Annotated in this window: 16 protein-coding genes; 11 read left to right on the top strand and 5 right to left on the bottom strand. The window is 58.5% G+C overall.

The window, feature by feature from the left end:
- Nucleotides 1-29 precede the first annotated feature (29 nt).
- From NQ014_RS07725 to NQ014_RS07710, 4 genes are all read left to right on the top strand, one after another.
- Nucleotides 30-920, top strand: coding sequence for a c-type cytochrome (locus NQ014_RS07725; protein WP_016423027.1), 891 nt, complete (start codon nucleotides 30-32; stop codon nucleotides 918-920).
- Nucleotides 917-2128, top strand: a complete 1212-nt coding sequence (locus tag NQ014_RS07720; protein ID WP_257074614.1) for a ubiquinol-cytochrome c reductase iron-sulfur subunit — start codon at nucleotides 917-919, stop codon at nucleotides 2126-2128. Before NQ014_RS07725 ends, NQ014_RS07720 begins: the two co-directional genes overlap by 4 nt.
- Nucleotides 2125-3753, top strand: a complete 1629-nt coding sequence (locus tag NQ014_RS07715; protein WP_257074613.1) for a cytochrome bc complex cytochrome b subunit — start codon at nucleotides 2125-2127, stop codon at nucleotides 3751-3753. Before NQ014_RS07720 ends, NQ014_RS07715 begins: the two co-directional genes overlap by 4 nt.
- A 168-nt stretch (nucleotides 3754-3921) precedes the next feature.
- Nucleotides 3922-5649: an ABC-F family ATP-binding cassette domain-containing protein gene (locus NQ014_RS07710; RefSeq protein WP_257074612.1), complete on the top strand. Its 1728-nt coding sequence runs from the start codon at nucleotides 3922-3924 to the stop codon at nucleotides 5647-5649.
- A gap of 163 nt (nucleotides 5650-5812) precedes the next feature.
- Here NQ014_RS07710 and NQ014_RS07705 read toward each other — a convergent pair whose 3' ends face one another.
- Together NQ014_RS07705 and NQ014_RS07700 are read right to left on the bottom strand one after the other, a co-directional pair.
- Nucleotides 5813-6259, bottom strand: a complete 447-nt coding sequence (locus NQ014_RS07705) for a cytochrome c oxidase subunit 4 (RefSeq protein WP_048732551.1) — start codon at nucleotides 6257-6259, stop codon at nucleotides 5813-5815.
- 35 nt (nucleotides 6260-6294) lie between these two features.
- Nucleotides 6295-7470 carry a cytochrome c oxidase subunit II gene (locus NQ014_RS07700; protein ID WP_257074611.1) on the bottom strand — a complete coding sequence of 392 codons (1176 nt, stop codon included), beginning with the start codon at nucleotides 7468-7470 and terminating at the stop codon, nucleotides 6295-6297.
- Between the two features lie 499 nt (nucleotides 7471-7969).
- Here NQ014_RS07700 and asnB point away from each other — a divergent pair, with 499 nt between their 5' ends.
- A complete protein-coding gene (gene asnB, locus NQ014_RS07695; RefSeq protein ID WP_257074610.1) occupies nucleotides 7970-9895 on the top strand; it encodes an asparagine synthase (glutamine-hydrolyzing) in 1926 nt (641 codons plus the stop codon).
- Between the two features lie 186 nt (nucleotides 9896-10081).
- On the opposite strand, the gene NQ014_RS07690 is transcribed toward asnB, so the two are convergent.
- Complete coding sequence (locus tag NQ014_RS07690; protein WP_005512007.1) at nucleotides 10082-10423, bottom strand: iron-sulfur cluster assembly accessory protein; 342 nt, start codon at nucleotides 10421-10423, stop codon at nucleotides 10082-10084.
- Nucleotides 10424-10736: 313 nt separating this feature from the next.
- Between NQ014_RS07690 and NQ014_RS07685 the strand changes: the two genes are divergently transcribed.
- From NQ014_RS07685 to NQ014_RS07670, 4 genes are all read left to right on the top strand, one after another.
- A complete protein-coding gene (locus NQ014_RS07685; RefSeq protein WP_257074609.1) occupies nucleotides 10737-11501 on the top strand; it encodes a DUF3043 domain-containing protein in 765 nt (254 codons plus the stop codon).
- 11 nt (nucleotides 11502-11512) lie between these two features.
- On the top strand, nucleotides 11513-12106 hold the full coding sequence (locus NQ014_RS07680; RefSeq protein ID WP_257074607.1) for a bifunctional adenosylcobinamide kinase/adenosylcobinamide-phosphate guanylyltransferase: 594 nt from the start codon (nucleotides 11513-11515) through the stop codon (nucleotides 12104-12106).
- Nucleotides 12107-12210: 104 nt separating this feature from the next.
- Nucleotides 12211-13248 carry a nicotinate-nucleotide--dimethylbenzimidazole phosphoribosyltransferase gene (cobT, locus tag NQ014_RS07675; RefSeq protein ID WP_257074606.1) on the top strand — a complete coding sequence of 346 codons (1038 nt, stop codon included), beginning with the start codon at nucleotides 12211-12213 and terminating at the stop codon, nucleotides 13246-13248.
- 5 nt (nucleotides 13249-13253) lie between these two features.
- Complete coding sequence (locus tag NQ014_RS07670; protein WP_257074605.1) at nucleotides 13254-14126, top strand: adenosylcobinamide-GDP ribazoletransferase; 873 nt, start codon at nucleotides 13254-13256, stop codon at nucleotides 14124-14126.
- A 579-nt stretch (nucleotides 14127-14705) separates the two neighbouring features.
- On the opposite strand, the gene NQ014_RS07665 is transcribed toward NQ014_RS07670, so the two are convergent.
- The gene (locus tag NQ014_RS07665; protein ID WP_257074604.1) at nucleotides 14706-16583 is read right to left on the bottom strand and encodes a VWA domain-containing protein; all 1878 of its coding nucleotides are present in this window, start codon (nucleotides 16581-16583) and stop codon (nucleotides 14706-14708) included.
- Nucleotides 16584-17072: 489 nt separating this feature from the next.
- Nucleotides 17073-18188, bottom strand: a complete 1116-nt coding sequence (locus NQ014_RS07660) for a branched-chain amino acid aminotransferase (RefSeq protein WP_257074603.1) — start codon at nucleotides 18186-18188, stop codon at nucleotides 17073-17075.
- A gap of 222 nt (nucleotides 18189-18410) precedes the next feature.
- Here NQ014_RS07660 and NQ014_RS07655 point away from each other — a divergent pair, with 222 nt between their 5' ends.
- A complete protein-coding gene (locus NQ014_RS07655) occupies nucleotides 18411-19949 on the top strand; it encodes a leucyl aminopeptidase (protein WP_257074602.1) in 1539 nt (512 codons plus the stop codon).
- A gap of 173 nt (nucleotides 19950-20122) precedes the next feature.
- Nucleotides 20123-20954, top strand: an 832-nt coding sequence (locus tag NQ014_RS07650; RefSeq protein ID WP_306438545.1) for a biotin/lipoyl-containing protein, incomplete at its 3' end; no start/stop codon positions are given.

The following is a 20954-nucleotide window of genomic DNA, read 5'->3' as shown; positions in this document are numbered from 1 at the left end:
TTTCCACGAACAGTCTTAAAGGGAAAAAGATGGAAAACACTACCTCCGAAACCAAGGACACCACGTCCTTGGCTGCGGCCCCGAAGTCAAAGGGCCGCCGCAAGATGCGCCGTACTGCCTCCGGCATTATGGCTATGGCTCTCGCCCTCACCGGCGCGGGCTTCCTCGCTAATGCTCTGACCCCTGATGCACAGACGGCTACTGCTCAGCAGGATGAAGCCGCAATGATTCAGCAGGGCAAGGAGCTTTACGACGTTGCTTGTATTACTTGCCACGGCGCCAACCTTCAGGGCGTTAAGGACCGCGGCAAGTCGCTGATTGGCGTCGGCGAAGGCTCGGTTTACTTCCAGGTTCACTCCGGTCGTATGCCGATGCTCCGCAACGAGGCTCAGGCAGCACGTAAGACCCCGCGTTACTCCGAAGAGCAGACGCTGGCTATCGCAGCCTACGTCCAGGCTAATGGTGGCGGCGCCGGCATCGTCCGCGACGAGGACGGCTCCATCGCTATGGAGTCGCTGCGCGGTAAGAACGCCGGCCCGAACGGTGAGCTTGACAAGGCTGACGTTGCTCGCGGTTCCGAGCTGTTCCGCCTGAACTGTGCATCCTGCCACAACTTCACCGGTCGTGGCGGCGCACTGTCCAGCGGTAAGTACGCACCAGTCCTGGATCCTGCAAACGAGCAGGAGATCTACCAGGCCATGCTGACCGGCCCGCAGAATATGCCGAAGTTCTCTGACCGCCAGCTGTCTGCTGACGAGAAGAAGGACATCATCGCCTACATCAAGAACGCCAAGGAAACTCCGACCCCGGGTGGTTGGGGCATTGGTGGCATCGGCCCAGTTGCTGAGGGCCTTGTCATGTGGATTGTAGGCATTGTCGCTCTCGTAGCGGCCGCTCTTTGGATTGGATCCCGCCGATGAGTAATAACGAAAACAAGAAGTACAGCTCCGAAGAGCTGTCGAAGATGAGCAATGCGGATCTCGCTCGTCTGGGTGCTGAACTCGATGACGTGACCATTGCTTACCGCAAGGAACGCTTCCCGATTGCCAACGACCCGGCTGAAAAGCGCGCGGCTCGTGGTGTCACCATCTGGCTGGCACTGTCGGTCATTCTTGGCCTGGCATTCATCGCCATCTACCTGTTCTACCCGTGGCACTACAAGGGTCACGGCGAAGAGGGTCTGTGGCTGTACACCATGTACACCCCACTGCTGGGTATCACCATCGGTGGCTGCATCGTCACCTTGGGTATTGGTGCAGTTAAGTTCACCAAGCGCTTCATTCCGGAAGAGATTTCGGTTCAGCGCCGCCACGATGGTCCGTCCGAAGAGGTCGACCAGAAGACCATCGTTGCCCTGCTGAACGATTCTTGGCAGACCTCCACCCTGGGTCGTCGCTCCGCTATCAAGGGCCTCCTTGGTACCGGCGCCGTCCTGGCTGGTATCGGCATGATCCTTCCGCTTGGCGGCATGATTAAGAACCCGTGGAAGCCACGCCACGACGTTGACGTCACTGGTGACGGCACCCTGTGGACCACCGGCTGGACTCTCGTCGAGAAGGGCCACAAGGTTTACCTGGGTCGCGACACCGGCGCTATCGCTGAAGAGGGCGTACACGGCTACACCACCAAGGGCGTTTCCCGCCTGGTTCGCCTCCGCCCAGAGGACCTGTCCGCAGGTGCCATGGAGACCGTCTTCCCGCTTCCAGAGGAGGACGTCAACGACGGCGACAAGTACTCCAAGGATGCTGATGTCTACGAGGCACACATGCACTCGATTCACGGCTCCCGCAACTCGGTCATGCTGATCCGTCTGCGTTCTCAGGACGCTGAAAAGGCAATTCTGCGCAAGGGTCAGGAAGACTTCCACTACGGCGACTACTTCGCCTACTCGAAGATTTGTACACACATCGGTTGCCCGACTTCTCTGTACGAACAGCAGACGAACCGTATTCTCTGCCCATGCCACCAGTCGCAGTTCGATGCACTGCACTACGGCAAGCCGGTCTTCGGTCCAGCTGCTCGCGCTCTTCCAGAGCTGCCGATCAGCGTTGACGAAGAAGGTTACATGTACGCAGAGGGCAACTTCATTGAGCCCGTCGGTCCGGCATTCTGGGAGCGTCAGTCATGAGTAATCCAACGAAACTAGCAACCGCTGCTAAGAATATGGATGACCGCTACACCCTGTCTGGCGGCATGCGTAAGCAGCTCAATAAGGTATTCCCTACCCACTGGTCCTTCCTGCTGGGTGAGATTGCACTCTACTCCTTCGTAGTCCTGCTTTTCTCGGGTGTTTACCTGACTCTGTTCTTCGACCCGTCGATGTCGAAGGTCATTTATGACGGTGCCTACGCGCCGCTCAACGGTGTCGAGATGTCTCGCGCCTACGAGACCGCCCTGCAGATCTCCTTCGAGGTTCGCGGTGGCCTGTTCATTCGCCAGATTCACCACTGGGGTGCTCTGCTGTTCGCCGTGTCCATCATGGCGCACATGTTCCGCATCTTCTTCACCGGCGCATTCCGCAAGCCGCGTGAGGCTAACTGGGTCATCGGCTCCATCCTCCTGCTGCTGTCCGTGGCAGAGGGCTTCATGGGTTACTCCCTGCCGGACGACCTGCTTTCCGGTGTTGGTCTGCGTATTATGTCCGCAATCATCATTGGTCTGCCGATTATCGGCACCTGGCTGCACTGGATGATGTTCAACGGCGACTTCCCGGGTGACATGATCATCCCGCGCCTGTACATTGCACACGTGTTGATTCTCCCGGCTCTGCTGCTGGGTCTGATTGCCGCTCACCTGGCTCTGGTCTGGTACCAGAAGCACACCCAGTTCCCTGGCGCAGGTCGTACCGAGAACAACGTCGTCGGCGTTCGTATTCTCCCGATCTTCGCAGTCAAGTCCGTTTCCTTCGGTCTGATTACGTTCGGCTTCCTGGCGCTGTTCGCTGGTATCTTCCAGATCAACGCAATTTGGAACCTTGGCCCGTACAACCCGTCGCAGGTTTCCGCTGGTTCCCAGCCGGATATCTACATGCTGTGGACTGACGGTGCTGCCCGTGTCATGCCGCCGTGGGAGCTCTACTTGGGCTCTTACACGATTCCGGCAGTCTTCTGGGTCGCCCTGCTCTGTGGTGTTCTGGTTGTCCTGCTCTTCGCTTACCCGTTCATCGAGGCGAAGATCACCGGCGACGACGCCCACCACAACCTGCTGCAGCGTCCGCGCGACGTGCCGGTTCGCTCTGGCCTGGGTGCCATGGCTCTGGTCTTCTACACCCTGCTGACTCTGTCCGGTGGTAACGACCTGATTGCATACCACTTCCAGATCTCGCTGAACGTGATGACCTGGGTTGGCCGTATCGGTCTGATTATCCTGCCTCCGATTGCTTACTTCGTCACTTACCGAATCTGCATCGGCCTGCAGCGCTCTGACCGCGCTGTCCTGGAGCACGGCATTGAGACGGGCGTCATCAACCAGCTGCCTGATGGTTCCTTCATCGAGGTCCACCAGCCACTGGGTCCGGTCGACGAGCACGGCCACGCCGTTCCGCTCGAGTACCAGGGTGCTTACGTCCCGAAGACCATGAACGAACTGGGCGCCGCTGGGAGCCCGGGTCGCGGTAGCTTCTTCAGCCCGGACTCCCCGGAGATTGCCGAAGAGGCAGCTCGTATCGAGCACGAGAACCACGAGCAGCAGGCTCAGATGTTCCGTGACCTCGAAGCTCAAAACGCTGAAGAGCGTCGCCAGCTCGAGCAGTAAAATTCCGCGGTAGGTTTTCTACTGCGCTCAAATAAGACCACCCCGGTCCGCATCCACTTCGGATGTCGACCGGGGTGGTTTTTTGTTCCCCAGATTCTTCCCCGCTCGTCTTGACCCCCACATATGTCGGATACCAAATCTGCTGTCTACCAGTACTAAAATGAACATATGTCTACCAGTCCCTCCCCCACCACCGATCTCTCGAGCAACGCCACACAGCTTGTCGCCAACGGTGTCAACTTCGACTACGAGGCCACGCCTGTTTTGCGCGATGTCTCGCTCACGCTTTCCGACGGCGATGTCCTCGGTCTGGTTGGAGACAACGGAGCCGGCAAGTCCACTCTTCTTTGGCTGCTGTCGGGCCGTCGTCGGCCCACGAGCGGTACAGTGACTCATATTGGCACGCGTGTGCTCGGCTCTCAGGAGCTGGAAGCTCCTTTCGACTCCACGGTGCAGATGCTTATCGATGAGGCCCTCGGCCCCTCGAAACGTCGTCTAGCGGAGTTAGAAGAGGCTGCTGAGGCGATGGCCTTAGCAGAGACCCCAGATGAGTCTGAGGCGGCAGAGAAGGCGTATTCGAAGGCCTTCTCGGACGTCATGGCTCACGATGACTGGAACGCCGAGCATAACGCGGAGATTGTGCTCGACCACCTCGGCCTGACCGGTACTGCTCCGGACGGCGCTCCCCTGACAGAGCAACTAACCACGGAGATTTCCGGCGGGCAACGGGCGCGGCTGGGGCTCGCGATTACGCTCATTCGAAAGCCAGAGATTTTGCTTCTCGACGAGCCCACCAACCATCTCGATGAACGCGGTCGCCAGCTCGTGATTGACACCATTCAGAACCACCCTGGAGTGGTTGTGGTGGCAACACATGACCGCGACTTCCTGGATGCCGTTTGTACTGTAATTGGAGACTTGGTGCCGGGTCGCCCTGGTATTGGGCTGTTCCGTGGTAATTACTCCGACTACGCGAAGTACCGTCGCCACCAGCGTGAGCTATGGGAGCATCAGTGGCGCTCGGAGGAGCATGAACGCAATCGGTTGGAAGACACCATTGAGAATGGCGCTCGTGAGGTCTCACCGGGCCGGGCAATGACGGACAATAACAAGATGGCTTATGACCGCCGTGGCGGTCGAGTAGAGCGGCAAATCGCGCGCCGCGTGCGTTCGGCTAAGCAGCGGCTGGATGAGCTCATTGAGGAAGGTGTGGAGCGTCCACCGGCGCTACTGGGCTTTGATGCCCCGTTGACCGCACCCCTACCGACCAAGCGCGCTGCTTCGGGGAGCGATGAAGATTTTCACATCAAGATGCGCGGTGTGGTCGTCCCAGATCGAATTCGGGTTGGTTCACTGACTATTCGTCCCGGAGACAAGGTCGTTATCACTGGCCCTAATGGGGCCGGCAAATCTACTTTGTTTAAGACCATCATGGGGCAGGTAGAGACGCAGGCTGGCGAGGTGCGTATCGGCGAGAATTGTCGAGTTTCCATGCTGGCTCAGGAACAAGACTGGGAAAACCCAAAGAAGTCCGCCCGTGAGTTGTACGACCTTGCGCCCAATGCCCGCGTGCCTCTCGACGACTTTGGGTTGCTTAGCCCCGAGGATGCCAATCGACCGGTAGGAAGCCTCTCCATCGGCCAGCAGCGCCGGGTGGCGTTAGCGTTGGTCGTAGCCAACCCGCCGGAAATCTTGCTGCTCGACGAGCCTACGAACCATCTGAGTGTGGATCTGATCGAGCAGGTCCAAGACGCGATCGCATCTGCAGAGGGCACAATTATTGTGATTACCCACGATCACCGCATGATCAACTCGCTCGAAGCGCGTCATCTGCAGGTGACTGACGGTGAGGTCATCGAACTACCTAAGGGGCAGAAACCCGTCGAATTCGCTTGATGCGGAATCACATACCGACGAAGGATCCTAACCGGCGAAGTAGCACCGGTTAGGATTCCCCTCCCACTCGTCCAAACAAAAAAGTCTCTCCCACTAACGCCCTTGTTAGTGGGAGAGACTTTTCGGTTATCTACGACTGTGGTTCAGTCTGATTGCACTCGGACTAGTGCTTCTCCGGCGGAGTGATGTACTGAGTGTTGAGCTTGGTGCTGGAGACGATCAGGATTACCGCGCCAAGGACAATCAGCCAGTAGGCCATGAATGCGATGCCGTATCCCATGAGCAGGATGCCCATGGTCATCACGAACGGCCAGATCGAGCTAGCGGAGAAGAAACCGAGGGTACCTGCACCGTCGGCAATCTCTGCCTCTTCGAAGTCAGCCGGGGTGATGTCGGAGCGGCGCTCAGTGAAGTGGAAGTATCCACCGAGCATCAGAGTCATCAGAGCTGCGAGGACCAGGCCGGTTGCGCCAGCCCACTCGAGGCGACCCTGGCTTTCGTTGATGACGTTACCGGTGTCCTGGAGGTACTGAGTGCCGAAGATGTAGACGACAGCCATGAACCCCAGGAACACGGTAAGTCCGTAGAAGAGCTTTGCTGCAGACTTCATTTGAGAACTTCCTTTAGGTAAGAATCTTGCTGGGTTTACTTGGCGGTCGCGTTCAGATCAATGGTGTTAGCACCACGGTCACCCATGTCGCGGGTGTCGACACGACCGGAGTTGAACGGCGAAGTGGAGACTGCGAATGCCGGCTCACCGATGTGCTTCAGAGCATCAGCGTTAGTAGCTTCTGGGTTCTCCTGGCGGAACTTGATGTACTCGGTGAATGCCTCGCGGGAGACAGCACGAATCTCGAAGTTCATCATTGCGTGGTAGGTACCACACATCTCAGCACAACGGCCGACGAATGCGTTCTTGACCTTGTCGCTCGGGTTGTCCTCCGGGCGGTTAGCCATCTTCTCCGAGTCAATCTTCTCAATCTGGAAGACACGGTTGGACTTGTTGGCCTCCGGGTGCGGGAACGCGTCGCGCTTGAAGAGGAACTCCGGAACCCAGAAGGAGTGAATCACGTCAGCAGACGCGAGGTCGAACTGGATTGCAGTGTCTTCCGGAACAACGAGAACCGGAACCTCTTCGGTGGTACCGAGAGTCTCAATCTCGTCATAGTGGAGGTAGTCGAGGCTCTCCTTGGAGCGACCGTGAACTGGGTACTCCTTCTGCTTTGCGCGATCCTCAGCGGACGGAACCTCGTGGCCGCCCTCGGTGAAGAACTGCTCATCAGCCGGCTTCTCAATACGACCGTTGTATTCCTCGCCACCCATCAGGTCAGCGGAAATGTTGGCGTAACCGAACTTCCAGTTCCACTGGAAACCGGTGACGTCGACAGTGACCTCCGGATCCTTATCCAGGGCAGTCACCTTGTCCTGAGTCTGAACGGTGAAGAAGAACAGAGTCATCACGATCAGAATCGGCAGAATAGTCAGAGACAACTCAACCGGAACGTTGTATGCAGTCTGGCGCGGGAATTCACCCTTGCCCTTCTTCTCAGCCTTCTTAGCTGTGAAGTTTGCCATCGAGTAAAAGGTGAAACCCCAAACAATGATGCCGATAATCCAAGCTGCAACCCAGGTCCAAACCCAGAAGTTACCCATGGACTGCGCTTCCGGGGTAACACCTTCCGGCCAACCAAAGCGGAGCAGCTTAAAGAAGCCGTTCTCCGGAGGATTAACATCACAGCCGGCAAGCAAGGCTGCGCTACCGGCGGCAACGCCGAGGACGCCGAGCTTACGGGCGACTCCGAACTTTCTACGCTGATTCACGTGTGTCTGCCTTCCTGATCCACACAATTTTCGATAACCGATTAAGGTTTCGTCCTACCCAAGCAGAGTAGTCGATTCTTAAGCTTTCTCCACAATAAATATGGCTGTGGGGTGCCTTTGAGTATATCTGCCCTAATAAAATACTGAGAAAGACCCGCCTATCGGGGGTGGCATTCTCACCAGTTACACCCTGTTGACGCTCCCAAGTCTATGAATTTTTTAGTGTTTGCGCCACGAGCTGACGCACACACCGTTCCACGTAACCCCGCCCCGAGACGTAGACACGGCGAACTAAGACATTCTCCCTTTTCCCCAAAAGGCATTAAAGTAGGTGCAGCATTTCTATGTGGCGCCAATCTGGGGTTCAACCCAACTACTCAGCCACGCGGCGGTCCTTCACGGCCACCGGTTCAGGCGACAGCCAATCGCACTGAACCGCTAGCTACGAAGTCGTCGAAATCCACTAAGTGACACTAAGCGAAAGGTGCGCGCACGAAGCATGTGTGGTCTTCTCGGAATCCTGACTGCAAATTCTGACGCAGCGGAGCTCGTTCCCGTTGTCGAAAGGGCTCTGCCCTGCATGCGGCACCGCGGTCCTGACGATGCAGGCACGTGGCACGATGAGGACGCAGTTTTCGGCTTCAACCGCCTATCCATTATTGATATTGCCCACAGCCACCAGCCGCTGCAGTGGGGACCAGAGAATCAGCCGAATCGGTACTCCATGACCTTCAACGGCGAAATCTACAATTTCGTCGAACTTCGCGAGCAGCTCGAGAAGGAAGGCTACGCCTTTAATACCTCCGGCGACGGTGAACCTATCGTCGTTGGGTTCCACCACTGGGGAGCCGACGTCGTAAAGCACCTGCGCGGCATGTTCGGCATTGCTATTTGGGACAGCGTTGAGCGCAAGCTTTTCCTGGCGCGCGATCCGTTCGGCATTAAGCCTCTCTACTACGCCACCACCGAGCGCGGCACGATTTTCGGATCTGAGAAGAAGTCCCTGCTCGAGGCAGCGCCGGAGATGGGCATCGATGCGAAGAAGCTGAATAAGCGGGCACTGGAGCACTACGTCGACCTGCAGTACGTCCCGGAGCCGGAGTCTCTGCACACTGACATCGTCCGCCTGGAGTCGGGCTGCACTGCCATCGTTACGCCTGGTGGCGAAGTTAAGCAGACCCGCTACTTCAAGCCGAATTTCCCGATTCAGCCGGTGGCTAAGGGCGCTGAGCAGGATGTTTTTGACCGCATTGCCCGTGCGCTGGAGGACAGCGTCGAGAAGCATATGCGTGCCGACGTCACGGTGGGCTCGTTCCTGTCGGGCGGTATCGACTCCACTGCGATTGCAACTTTGGCTAAGCGCCACAACCCGAACCTGCTGACGTTTACCACTGGCTTCGAGCGCGAGGGCTTCTCCGAGGTCGATGTGGCTGCCGAGTCCGCCGCCGCCATTGGCGTCGAGCACATTGTGAAGGTCGTCTCGCCGGAGGAGTTCGCCGGGGCGATTCCGAAGATTATGTGGTACCTCGATGACCCGGTAGCTGACCCTGCACTGGTGCCGCTGTACTTCGTGGCCGCAGAGGCTCGTAAGCACGTTAAGGTCGTACTGTCCGGTGAGGGCGCAGACGAGCTCTTTGGTGGTTACACCATTTATAAGGAGCCGCTGTCGCTGAAGCCGTTCGACAAGGTTCCCTCTCCCCTGCTGCGCGGTCTGGCTAAGGTCGGCGAAGCTCTGCCAGAGGGCATGCGCGGCAAGTCGCTCCTGCAGCGAGGCACTACCCCGCTGGAGCAGCGCTACTACGGCAATGCTCGTTCCTTTAACTTTGAGCAACTGCAGGAAGTCCTGCCGTGGGCCAAGAAGGAATGGGATCACAGCGATGTCACTGCGCCGATTTACGCGCAGTCTGAAGGCTGGGACCCGGTGACCCGGATGCAGCACTTGGATCTGTTCACCTGGTTGCGTGGCGACATTCTGGTCAAGGCCGACAAGATCACTATGGCTAACTCTTTGGAGCTGCGCGTGCCGTTCCTCGACCGTGTGGTCTTCGACGTTGCACAGACGCTGCCGGTGGACATGCGTGTTTCTCACGGCACCACCAAGTACGCGCTGCGTCGTGCCATGGAGCAGATTGTTCCGGAGCACGTGCTCAACCGCCGCAAGTTGGGCTTCCCGGTGCCGATTCGTCACTGGCTGGCAGGCGACGAACTGCACGGTTGGGCCGAGGACATCATCCGCGAGTCCCAGACCGAAGAGTTCATTAATAAGGACGCCGTGCTCAAGATGCTCGCCGAGCACCACCCAACCGAGCGCGACCACTCCCGTCGCCTGTGGACCATCCTGGCCTTCATGGTCTGGCACGGCATCTTCATCGAAGACCGCATCACGCCAGACATCGAGCAGCGCGACTACCCCGTCGAGCTCTAGTTCGCTAGTTCGCTTTACGACGGTCCCCGCGCCTCAACCCCATCCTGCCCCGGCAGGCTGCCACCATAGCCGGCGCAACCAAAAGAAAAGGCTCGGACCTCACCCAGTTAACAAGAGTGAGGTCCGAGCCTTTTACTATCCGACGCTTTTTACAGCGTCTGCTAACAGCTCTGCTCAGCTAATGACTTAGTTGAAGGAGTCACCGCAAGCACAGGAGCCAGTGGCATTCGGGTTATCGATGGTGAAGCCCTGCTGCTCAATGGTGTCAGCGAAGTCGATAGTGGCACCGGACAGGTACGGAACCGACTGGCGATCAACAACCAGCTTGACACCACCGAAAACCTCGGCGACATCGCCGTCGAGGCTGCGGTCATCGAAGTAGAGCTGGTAGCGCAGGCCGGCGCAGCCGCCCGGAGCCACGGAAATACGCAGTGCCAGGTCGGTGGCACCTTCTTGGTCCAGAAGTGCCTTTGCCTTGGCAGCCGCAGCTTCGGTCAGGGTAACGCCAGTGCTCTGAGCAGTAGTCATAGCGCGTGTCCTCCTTGTTGAAGTGTTTAAGTATGCGAGTCGACCCCAAGGTCGGCTACGTCATTATTTATCACAACCTTACCGACCAGTCTTTAATTCCCAATTCTGGGTTCTCTTTTTCTTTCTCTTTTTCTGAAGTCTCTTCTTGCCGCCACCTCGCAACCGCACCACGGCTTCCCACGCCACAACCGCACTCTCTCCCCTCCCACCCCACGCTGCGGCCACCCCAAAAACCACGCCCTTGCCCCGGACCCTGGCCCTCAACCTGCAACCTAATTAGGGAAGCACCTTGGAGACCTTATAATCTGGGGTCGTGAATCTACCGTGGAAAAAGAATGACAAAAAGCCCAAGGCAGCTGACGCAACTAAAGCTGACGCAACCAACGCCGGAGACGTAGCCACCGACGCGACCGCATCCAGCGGAGCCAAGGACACCGCTTCGGAGTCTCAGCAGCCCGAGAAGAAGCACAGCGGTGCTTTTACTCCCAAGAAGGGGCGCCCCACTCCGAAGCGCAACGAGGTTGAGCGCGAACGCGGCATCCGCCGTGGCCCGGTCGAGGCGCCGCTGACCGCTAAGGAAGCCCGCCAGCGCCGCAAGGAGCTCAAGGCCTCCATGTCCAAGGAAGAGCTCAAGGCCGCCAAGGCGCGCGAGCGAGCAGAGCGACGTGAGCAGCGTCGCATTGCCGACGAGCGTATGGCCGCCGGCGATCCGCGCTACATGCTGCCGCGTGACCAGGGCGCTGAGCGCAAGTTTGTCCGCGACTGGGTTGATTCCCGTCGCTTCCTCGCTAACGTGTTCCTCCCGTTCGCGCTGATTCTGCTGCTGATTATGATGATTGGCACTTCCCTGCCGAAGCTGGCCAACATCGCATCTCTCATCGCGATGGTTCTCATCATCGCCCTGATTATCGAGGGCATTTACATCGGCCGCCGTGCCATCAAGTTGACGCGTGAGCGCTTCCCGAAGACCACCGAGGGAGCTTGGGGACTGGGCTTCTATGCTTACTCCCGCGCTTCTCAGCCGCGTCGTCTGCGTACTCCGCGTCCGCAGGTCAACATCGGCGACGAGATCAAGTAGCCTCATCTGCCATGCGCACTCTGGTTCTCGGTGGCGCCCGCTCAGGCAAGTCCTCATGGGCTGAGCACGAGCTGCTAGCCACCGCCGCAGCCTCAACCGGCGGTGCCTCAGATGCCGCAGCCTCAACGGTGTTGCACTACATCGCAACAGCACGGCCCTGGCCCGGTGATAGCGACTTTCACTCCAGGGTCGAGGAGCACCGCATTCGTCGTCAAGCACAGGCACAAGAGCACGGAGTGACCTGGCAGGCGGTTGATGACGTCGATGCGACGGAAGCTCTCGCGTCGCCGAAGCGGCGCATGCTGCTCGACGATGTCGGCACCTGGCTGACGCACATCATCGACGCGCAGGGGCTGTGGGAGGCGCCGAGGGGCAGCGTCGCGCCGTGGACGCACTCGCTTGTCGACGCCGTGCGCAACTTCCCCCCAAATTCCGACCTGTTCATTGTGTCGCCCGAAGTGGGCTTCGGTGTCATTCCCGAACACCGCTCAGGGCGGCTTTTCCGTGATGAAATTGGCCTTCTCAACCAGCAGCTCGCAGCTATCTGTGATCGTGTTGTCCTAGTTGTGGCTGGCTGCCCCATGGAAGTCAAGGCGGCGAGCTAGATTCACTCCATGCCGCTCCCCCCCTATAACGGCCTGCCTAGCAATGCGAATAACTGTGCACCAATGGTCGGTACACAAATCGTTTTCGGGTAGCGTTTGAGAGTATGAACGCGGATTATTTTGGACCGGTAGCACGCCCTGACGAAGAGACTGAACAGGCCGCCCGCGCGCGCCATGAGCAGTTGACTAAACCCGCAGGCTCACTCGGCCGGTTGGAAGAGCTCGGCATTTGGATTTCGGCGTGCCAGGGAGAATGCCCTCCGCGTGACCTGGACGATTGTCGTGTTTATGTCTTCGCTGGTGACCACGGTGTTGCCCAGGGCGGGGTGTCCGCGTACCCGTCCGAGGTGTCTATCCAGATGCTTGCCAATATCGAGGCAAAGGGTGCCGGCGTGAACGCTATCGCTGACATCGCGGGAGCCACTGTTACCGGTGTGGACATTTCCCTCGACCACGATGCCGAAGGGCCATACCGTATCCGTCGCAGCTGTGGTTCTATCGACCGGGAGAATGCGATGACCGAGGAGGAAGTCGATAAGGCCATTCGTACGGGCATCGCGATTGCCGACGCGGCCGTTGATGAAGGCGCTGACCTGCTCATTGCCGGCGACCTGGGCATCGGAAACACCACTCCAGCCGCAGCGCTGATTGGTGCCGTGACCAACTCCGAACCGGTGGTCGTCGTCGGCCGAGGCACTGGCATTGATGACGAGGGGTGGAAGCTCAAGGTCGCTGCCGTCCGCGATGCCATGTTCCGCGTGCGTCGCCTGCGCAATGACCCGGTCGAGGTACTCCGTCGTATTTCCTCACCGGATATGACCGTGATGGCCGCATTCTTGGCGCAAGCAGCGGTGCGTCGCACTCCTGTGATTTTGGACGGAGTGGTTGTCACATCCGCCGCTCTGCTAGCTGACCAGCTCGCTCCAGGCGCCCGCGATTGGTGGGTCGCCGGCCACAAGTCGGCAGAACCCGCGCACGCGCTCGCCCTCCGACACCTGGATAAGGAACCACTTCTCGAATACGGGATGCGTCTTGGCGAAGGCTCCGGTGCCGTCGCTGCCCTACCGCTGGTCAAGTCCGGCGTATCCGTCCTGCGCAACATGGCCACCTTCGCCGACGCAGGCGTAAGCACCAAGGACTAATCGACTTGTCCGACAAAGCCGGCCCGTCTCACCAGGACAACCTCGACGGCGATCCCTCCGCACACGGCAATGCCGTCGCTGAGGCCATCACCACTGCCCTGTCCTGGCTCACCGTCCTGCCTTTCAAAGGCGCGAGCGTGTTCGACCGCATTACCGGCCGTCGCGCCATCGCTGCACTGCCAGTAGCTGGGCTCGTTCCTGCCGCGGGTGCAGTTCTCATCACGGCGGGGCTGTTCGCAACGTCGTCGTCACGCACGCCCACGCTTTACGACGTCACCCCGATCCTCGGCGGCGCCCTGATTATGGTGGTGGCACAGATGTTGACCCGCGCGATGCACCTGGATGGGCTGGCGGATGTGGCGGATGCCCTCGGCTCGTATAAGCCGCCGGAGGGGGCGCGGGAGGTGCTGCGCGATCCGAGCACCGGCCCAATGGGCGTGGGCTCCATTGTGTTGACGATGTTGACGACGACGACTGCTTTTGCCGTGATTGTGGCGAGTGTGCTGTCGCAGTGGTCTGGTGGCCAGGTGTGGCCTGGTGTGGTTGCGCTGTGCTTGCCTTTTGTGGCCTCTCGCGCGGCGGCAACGACTGCCTGCTGGCGTGGATTTCCGCCTTTTTCGAACAGTGGCTTCGGCTCTCTGACTGCCGGTACTCAGTCCACAGTCACGGTGACCTGCTGGTGGACACTACTGCTCGCTGTGTCGGGCTGGGTGGTTGGGCTCGTAGGCGTAGTCGCTTGTGCACTGAGCTTTGGCGTTACACTGCTGCTGACGCGGCATTGCGTGAAGAGGTTTGGCGGGGTCAACGGCGACGTGTTTGGTGCAGTCATTGAGGTAACGTGCGCAGTCTGTGCCGTGGTACTTGCCATAGGGTTCTAGCAGGGAAAATGCGCGCATTGCCCCCGTTGGGGTTTTCTTTAAAAAGAACTATTGACGGTGGCTTTGACGCGGACGTATTCTAAGGGCACACCGCCGGGAAGGCGGAGTACAGGAGGCTCGTTTCGGGGCTCGCCCAAATTATTTTGCGCCGACCGTTTGCCGGGGCGCCAAGAACGAGCACACCTTCTAGCCTCCCAGCTAATTAAAAAAGCGCGTCCCTCCGCAGCAATGCACGGGACGCGCTTTTCTTTGTTGGGGTGACACTCCCAGATTTGGGTTCAGTGGGGTTTGGGTTCGGTGGGGTGTGGGTTCGGTGGGGTTACTGACTGCGGTTATGGCTGGCGGCGGGTCGATGCGAGTTACTGACTGCGTTTATGTCAAAAATGGCCCGAGAAATGGCCTGAAAGTGTCATAAACTCACACAGTTTCACATCTGCAGCCCATAATTCTTGGAGTTGTCAGTTTTTGTGGCTAAGTAGCAAAAATGTGCCCACAGCGATACGCCAGGCGGACACACTTTTGCTGCCTTCCCCTCCCTCCCCCTGCTCAGGAGCTTCCTGAGCTTACGTTACGGTTTGTCTACTCCTTGCGCTTCTTATTCTGGTAGACGATTGCGCCGACGATGCCAATAAACACGGCGACCACTGCCACAACGGTGCCAATAACCAGCGGGCTCATACCCTCGTCTTCCATGTCCGACGAGGATGCGGATGCCTGAGAATCCGTATCCGAGGAGTCAGATTCCTTCGACGCGTCTTCTGACGAGTCCTTTGACGATTCCTGTTCCGACTCTCCCTTGGCCAGAATCGGCTTATCGGATGGAGTCGGGCCGTTCTTGTCGGTCGGTCGCCAGTCAGGCCCCTTAGTTGGCTTGTTGTCCAGGAGGAATGCGAGCTGGAACGGCTGATCGATACCACTGACCTCTTCATCTGGGCGATAGTTAGCCATTCGGACGGTCGCGTAGTAGTAACCGGCGTTGGCTACAGGTCGTCCACCAACATTAGATTCTCGGTTGTTGTACTCAATCGGACGATCTGTTGCCAAATTCAGGTCCTCGGAATCCCTATAAAAGTGCATCGTTCCATCCGCAACGGAAACCTCGAACGGATTCAGCAGGGCAACTCCCATCGAATCGGCATTGTCGCGCTCCGAATTGCTGGTGCGGGCAGCAATCACTGGTCGCTGACCCCACTCGACAGGGATCTTGTAGAACTTCTGTTCACCGGGCACGATTGTGTCAGAGATGGTTTCCCCAGATTTAACTTCCGGCGCTTGGGCTGCGTTATTGCCGCCGTTTACGGGCTTGGCCTCTCCAAAAGTGGCCTTTTTGTAGGCTTTGTCCCCAGTCGAGGAAGACCGTCCTTCATTTAGCTTGTCAGCATCCTGATTCTTCAGCACTGGCTCAAACTGGACGCTAACCTCGACCTTCACGGGTTCATCACGATAGTCCGCTACTGAATCACCGTCATAGACCCACACGTTGTTTGCGACGAGCCACTTGGTTTGATCGCAACTGGATTCGATGCGGTCACTATCCCATGCAAGAATGCTTGCATCAGCCGAAGTTGGAGTCCACGAATCGGCACTAGCTTCGGCGCCAGTCAGCGACCCCATACGACCGTCGTCCTGGCATTTTCCGCCAGTTTCATTGATGATTTCGTCAACTTCAGTTCGGACATCCTGCTGGCCCTTACCCTCAGCATCGATATTCGCTAACACCTTTGAGGTAACAATCGCGTTGTGTCCCTTCGGCACTGCGATTCGGTAGTAGAGCGGGGTGCGATCGTGCTGGGCAACCTCTGGCACCAGCGTCGTCTGGTACTTGCCCTCGCCGAGCCATTTCGCGCCTTCCTTAGTCTCGGAGAACTCGAACGGGGTACCCGTGGTTTCGTAGCCCTGCACTGACCGCTGAGTTAAGAACTTCATGTGGTCTGCGAGCTGGGTGGCATCGTCCGCAGTCATGCTCTGTCCACCGGATACCTGCGCAACGCACTCAAGCTCAGCGCGAGCTTCTTCATCGACCTTGAAGCCCACGGTGTGAATCGTCAGACCAACACCCTGCCCCGCCAATTCTTTCGCAACCTCACACACCGGTGGCGGCGCGCAGGTGTCGATACCGTCAGAGACCAAAATAATTGACCGCTCACCGTCTGGGCCAAGCTCATCCGCCGCCTTACGCAGTGCATTGCCGATCGGCGTGTAGCCCTGAGCTTCCAATCCGGCAATCCTGCTCTTCAGGCCTTCTTTGTCGACCTTTTGGACAGGCGACAGCACCTCGATGTCCTGGCAACCACGCTCGCGGTTGGATTCATCACTGGATTCGCGCTGGCCATAAACCAGCATGCCAAGCAGCGCATCATCCGGGAGGGAGTCAATCAGCTCCGTGGATGCGCGCTTTGCCGCATCGAGGCGGGTGCCTCCGGCGTCGTCGGCAAGCATCGAGCCAGACAGATCCATGATTAGCTCTGCTTTTGCTTTGCCTGTGCCCCCTTCGCCCGTAGGAGCGGGCTCTTCCACCCCGGACGGTGAAGGCGAATCTTGGGCTGCCGCGACCGGAGCCGGAATCGCACTAAACCCAACCGTCCACGCAGCCAACAACAGAGTGACAACGATGGTTACTCTTAGGCGCTTTGAACTACTTGACGAAAAACTATCTTTAAAAAAGTCTTGAACTACCACCATCACAGCGCCTCAAACTGTTTTCCCAACTACAAAAATCAATCGTGTTGGTAGTTTTTCACAGTGACCCCGGTCACGCTAGAGATGTTTTTAACGGCTAAACAAATGCCATCTGAACAATTCATGAACCATGAGAAAACGGCACAGCTGTTGGGGAGCCAGCAAAGCAAAAACGCAGCCCCTGACCAGCGAATACTGAACAGGGGCTGCGAAAGTACTAATTCTCGTAACCACTATTAAATTATTCTTTGCCGACCTACGCCGAAACTAAGCCTCAACGAGCTTGTAAATCCAACCGTGGGTGTCCTCAACCTCGCCGTGCTGGATACCGGTCAGCCGCTCGCGCAGCTTCATGGTCCACTCACCGGTCTCGCCGCCGTTGACCTCAAACTCGCCCTCAGCGGACTTCACGAAACCGACCGGCGTGATGACAGCAGCGGTACCGCAGGCGAATGCCTCGCTCATAACACCGGAAGTGGCATCATTCTTCCACTCCTCGGTGGAAATGCGACGCTCCTCGACATTCATGCCCAGATCCTGGGCAGCCTGCAGCAGCGATGCCCGAGTAATGCCCGGCAGCAGCGAACCAGACAGCTCTGGAGTCACCAACCGAACGCCAGCGTCAGCGGTCTCATCCGGGTAGATGAACGCCAGGTTCATGCCGCCCATCTCCTCGATGTACTTGCGCTCGACAGCGTCCAGCCACACAACCTGGTCGCAGCCCTTTTCCTCTGCCTGCTGCTGAGCCGCCAGCGAAGCTGCGTAGTTTCCTGCGAACTTCGCAGCACCGGTGCCGCCCGGCGCGGCACGCACGTACTCGTGGGAGATCCACACGGTCACCGGGTTAATACCACCGGAGAAGTACGCGCCAGCAGGTGAAGCGATGAGCAGGAAGGTGTAAGAGTTCGACGGGTGCACGCCCAGGGTGCTCTCGGTGGAGAACATGATTGGACGCAGGTACAGGGATTCTTCGCCACCCGCTGGCGGCACCCATGCCGCATCGGCTTCAACCAGCAGGCGGATTGCCTCAAGGAAGGTCTCCTCCGGCAGCTGCGGCATTGCAATGCGGTCAGCTGAGCGCTGGAAGCGACGAGCGTTCTGCTCCGGGCGGAAAGTAACAATGGAACCATCCGGCATGCGATACGCCTTCAGGCCCTCAAAAATCGACTGCCCGTAATGCAGGACCGAAGAAGACGGCTGCATTTCAATCGAACCGTATGCCTGCAGCTTGGCGTCATGCCAGCCCTTGTCTGCAGTCCAGTCAATTCGGACCATGTGGTCGGTGAAGTGCTTACCAAAACCAGGGTTGGCCAGAATCTCCTCGCGCTCAGCATCAGAGAGTGGATTCGGGTTACGTTCGATTGCAAATTCCAAAGCAGACATGTCTTTCATCCTAAACCGTCGAGGATCGAGTCGTATCAATACTCGCCCCCGAAAGACCGTGTTAGTCAGGGCAATGTCAGCGTCGCGGGCACTAGGCGCGGGTACATTCCAATAGTCGTGGCGCTGGCTCGTCAGTCCGCTGTCCAGGGGTGAAGGACACGAACCGGCAAATAGGGATACGGTGGTGTACCACATAGTACGACTACAAGGAGATGCAACTACATGTCAGTCCCCGCTAACAATGATTCGGCACAGCTCGGCGCCTCTCGCAACGCCGCTGTTTTGTCCAATTACCTGCCGGCTATCGGCACTCGCGTGGTCATCGCTACCGACAAGTCTCTGCCCGCGGACGCCGACGCGGTTCTCGTCGCGCTTATCGACGGCGAGGATGGTCTCGAGCTGGTCGCACCCGAGGCCATCGGTTCGGTTGCAGAGCAGCTGCTCGCCTCCTTTGAGGCAGTTTCCGCCAGCGCTAAGGCCGAATCCGTGACCACCATCCCTGCTCCTGCTGGCCTGGATGTCGACAGTGTCACGGGCGTTGGCGTGGGTTCTGAGGACCTGGATGCAGAGGACATCCGCCGTGCCTGCGGCGCCGCTGCCCGGGGTATGACCAAGGCCAAGGTGGTCTTTAACACTCTCGGCGCCATCGATCCGCAGGCAGCTGCCGAGGGCTTCGCACTGGGCGCTTACTCTTACTCCGGCCAGAAGAGCACCGAAGAAAGCAACGAGGCCACCCAGAAGGTGGTTGTGTTGGGCGCTGATGACGACGTCGTAAAGCGCGCTGCAGCGATTGTGGATGCCGTTGCCACCGCGCGTGACTTCGTCAATACAGCATCGTCGCACCTCTACCCCGAGACGTTTGCTGACGCTGCTGCAGCGCTGGGCCGTGACGCGGGGCTCGAGGTCGAGGTGCTTGACGACGACGCTCTGCGCGCCGGCGGTTTCGGAGGCCTCAATGCCGTGGGTGGTGGATCCTCGCGCGGGCCGCGCCTGGTGCGCCTGATCTGGAAGGGCGATGAGTCAGCAGAGAATTCGCTGGGCCTGGTCGGTAAGGGCATCACCTTTGATACCGGCGGTATTTCGCTGAAGCCGGGCGCCAGCATGGAGAACATGATCTCCGATATGGGCGGTGCTGCGGCTGTTATTGCCACAGTCGTCCTGGCTGCTCGCCTAGGTGTATCCACCCCGGTGACTGCAACCGTTCCGATGGCGGAGAATATGCCGGGCGGTAAGGCGTACCGTCCGGGCGATGTCATCACACAGTACGGCGGTAAGACCATTGAGATTCTGAATACCGACGCAGAGGGTCGCCTCGTACTCGCAGATGCCATTGTCCGCGCCTGCGAAGACAAGCCGACTCACCTGATTGACACCGCCACCCTGACCGGTGCGCAGCTAGTCGCTCTTGGCGAGCGCACCCCGGGTGTCCTGGGGAACGACGAGTTCCGTGACCGTGTTGCAGAGTTGTCTCAGAGCATTGGTGAAAATGGTTGGGCAATGCCGATTCCAGTTGAGCTAGCAGAGGCCCTGAAGTCGCCGGTAGCTGACCTGCGGAATGTCACGAACTCTCGCTTTGGCGGCATGAGCGTTGCAGCTGCATACCTGCGGGAATTCGTTGGCGACGATGTTGAATGGGTTCACATCGACGTTGCCGGTCCGGCCTTCAACACCACCGGGGAGTATGGTTATACCCCGAAGCGGGGCACTGGTGTTCCGGTTCGGACGATGTTCTCTGTGATTGAGGATTTGGCAACGAAGTAGCCGGTCATCCGACTGCGCCCCGCCCGGCTGGAATCATGGCTGGAATGAGCTATTCCACGCACCAGTCGAAAGCGGGCGCAGCCCACGGGGCAAGCAGAGTTTTCAACCTGTAAGCTAATTTGTAATAACCGTCTTAAAACGAGATTTCTTAACTTTTCGAGGAGTGCACAAACATGGCGACCTCTATTGAGATGCCGGAGCTCGGTGAATCAGTTACCGAAGGCACCATTACCACCTGGCTGAAGAAGGTCGGCGACACCGTCGAGGTCGACGAACCGTTGCTCGAGGTTTCCACCGACAAGGTCGACACCGAAATTCCATCTCCGGTCGCCGGTGTTCTCACCGAGATTCTCTTTGAAGAAGACGACACCGTCGATGTTGGCGAGGTCATCGCAAAGGTCGGCGAGCCGGGCGAAGAGCCGGAAGGCGCTGACGATTCCGCTGAGGAGACCGAGGAAGAGGCTCCGAAGGAAGACGCTGAAGAGCCAAAGAAGGAAGCACCGAAGGCCGCTTCCGGTTCTGCTACTGACGTTGAGATGCCGGAGCTTGGCGAATCCGTCACCGAAGGCACCATCACCACCTGGCTGAAGAAGGTCGGCGACACCGTCGAGGTCGACGAGCCACTGCTCGAGGTTTCCACCGACAAGGTCGACACCGAAATTCCTTCCCCAGTCGCAGGCACCCTGCTCGAGGTCCTCTACGACGAAGACGACACCGTTGACGTCGGCGAAGTCATCGCACGCGTTGGCGATGCAGACGCTGCTCCGGCTGCCAAGGAAGAGGCTGAAGAGGCATCTGCCGCAGTCGAGAAGGACGAGGAGCCAGTAAAGGCTAACGAGGAGACTGAGGAAGACTCCACTGACGTTGACGCTGGCGACGCTACTGACGTTGAGATGCCGGAGCTTGGCGAATCCGTCACCGAAGGCACCATCACCACCTGGCTGAAGAAGGTCGGCGACACCGTCGAGGTCGACGAGCCACTGCTCGAGGTTTCCACCGACAAGG

Origin of the sequence: Corynebacterium sp. 5QC2CO (genome assembly GCF_024580435.1) — a bacterium.
GTDB lineage: Bacteria > Actinomycetota > Actinomycetes > Mycobacteriales > Mycobacteriaceae > Corynebacterium > Corynebacterium jeikeium_D.
Note: the sequence above shows the minus strand (reverse complement) of the source record. Positions and strands in the feature narration are given on the sequence as shown.

What these genes read in the sequence shown, in the direction of transcription:
- NQ014_RS07665 (WP_257074604.1), bottom strand. Translation starts at nt 16,583, where the DNA reads ATGGATCTGTCTGGCTCGATGCTTGCCGACGACGCCGGAGGCACCCGC.
- NQ014_RS07720 (WP_257074614.1), top strand. Translation starts at nt 917, where the DNA reads ATGAGTAATAACGAAAACAAGAAGTACAGCTCCGAAGAGCTGTCGAAG.
- NQ014_RS07660 (WP_257074603.1), bottom strand. Translation starts at nt 18,188, where the DNA reads ATGTCTGCTTTGGAATTTGCAATCGAACGTAACCCGAATCCACTCTCT.
- cobT (WP_257074606.1), top strand. Translation starts at nt 12,211, where the DNA reads ATGAACGCGGATTATTTTGGACCGGTAGCACGCCCTGACGAAGAGACT.
- NQ014_RS07655 (WP_257074602.1), top strand. Translation starts at nt 18,411, where the DNA reads ATGTCAGTCCCCGCTAACAATGATTCGGCACAGCTCGGCGCCTCTCGC.
- NQ014_RS07680 (WP_257074607.1), top strand. Translation starts at nt 11,513, where the DNA reads ATGCGCACTCTGGTTCTCGGTGGCGCCCGCTCAGGCAAGTCCTCATGG.
- asnB (WP_257074610.1), top strand. Translation starts at nt 7,970, where the DNA reads ATGTGTGGTCTTCTCGGAATCCTGACTGCAAATTCTGACGCAGCGGAG.
- NQ014_RS07690 (WP_005512007.1), bottom strand. Translation starts at nt 10,423, where the DNA reads ATGACTACTGCTCAGAGCACTGGCGTTACCCTGACCGAAGCTGCGGCT.
- NQ014_RS07715 (WP_257074613.1), top strand. Translation starts at nt 2,125, where the DNA reads ATGAGTAATCCAACGAAACTAGCAACCGCTGCTAAGAATATGGATGAC.
- NQ014_RS07725 (WP_016423027.1), top strand. Translation starts at nt 30, where the DNA reads ATGGAAAACACTACCTCCGAAACCAAGGACACCACGTCCTTGGCTGCG.
- NQ014_RS07705 (WP_048732551.1), bottom strand. Translation starts at nt 6,259, where the DNA reads ATGAAGTCTGCAGCAAAGCTCTTCTACGGACTTACCGTGTTCCTGGGG.
- NQ014_RS07710 (WP_257074612.1), top strand. Translation starts at nt 3,922, where the DNA reads ATGTCTACCAGTCCCTCCCCCACCACCGATCTCTCGAGCAACGCCACA.